Below are 300 nucleotides of genomic sequence, written 5' to 3'. Positions count from 1 at the left end.
AGCAGTTCCACGTCGGGAGGCGACTGGTCGAAGTAGTAGTCGCCCACCAGGCAGCCGTAGGGTTCGCCGCCGAACTGGCCGTATTCTTCTTCGTACATCTTCTTGAAGATCGGGCTCTGGTCCCACGCCGTGCCCTTGAATTTCTTCAGGGTCTTGTGCAGGTCCGGCTTGGAGATGTTGAGCACGCGAATCTTCAGCTGCTCATCGCTCTCGGTGTTGTTGACCAGGAGGCTCCGTCACCCGCGACCCCACCATCGGCGACGTCAACTTCGGCGTGGCGTACAAATTTCTCGATGAAAC

General features: G+C 58.3%; 1 pseudogene. It reads right to left on the bottom strand.

What is annotated here, in order from left to right:
* Window positions 1–227 (bottom strand): annotated as a pseudogene (locus AC0L3B_RS39185) (type VI secretion system contractile sheath domain-containing protein); the annotation flags it as partial.
* Window positions 228–300: the final 73 nt, after the last annotated feature.

The organism is Bradyrhizobium sp. Kon56 (genome assembly GCF_055807635.1).
This window is presented reverse-complemented; position numbering and strand designations above follow the sequence as displayed.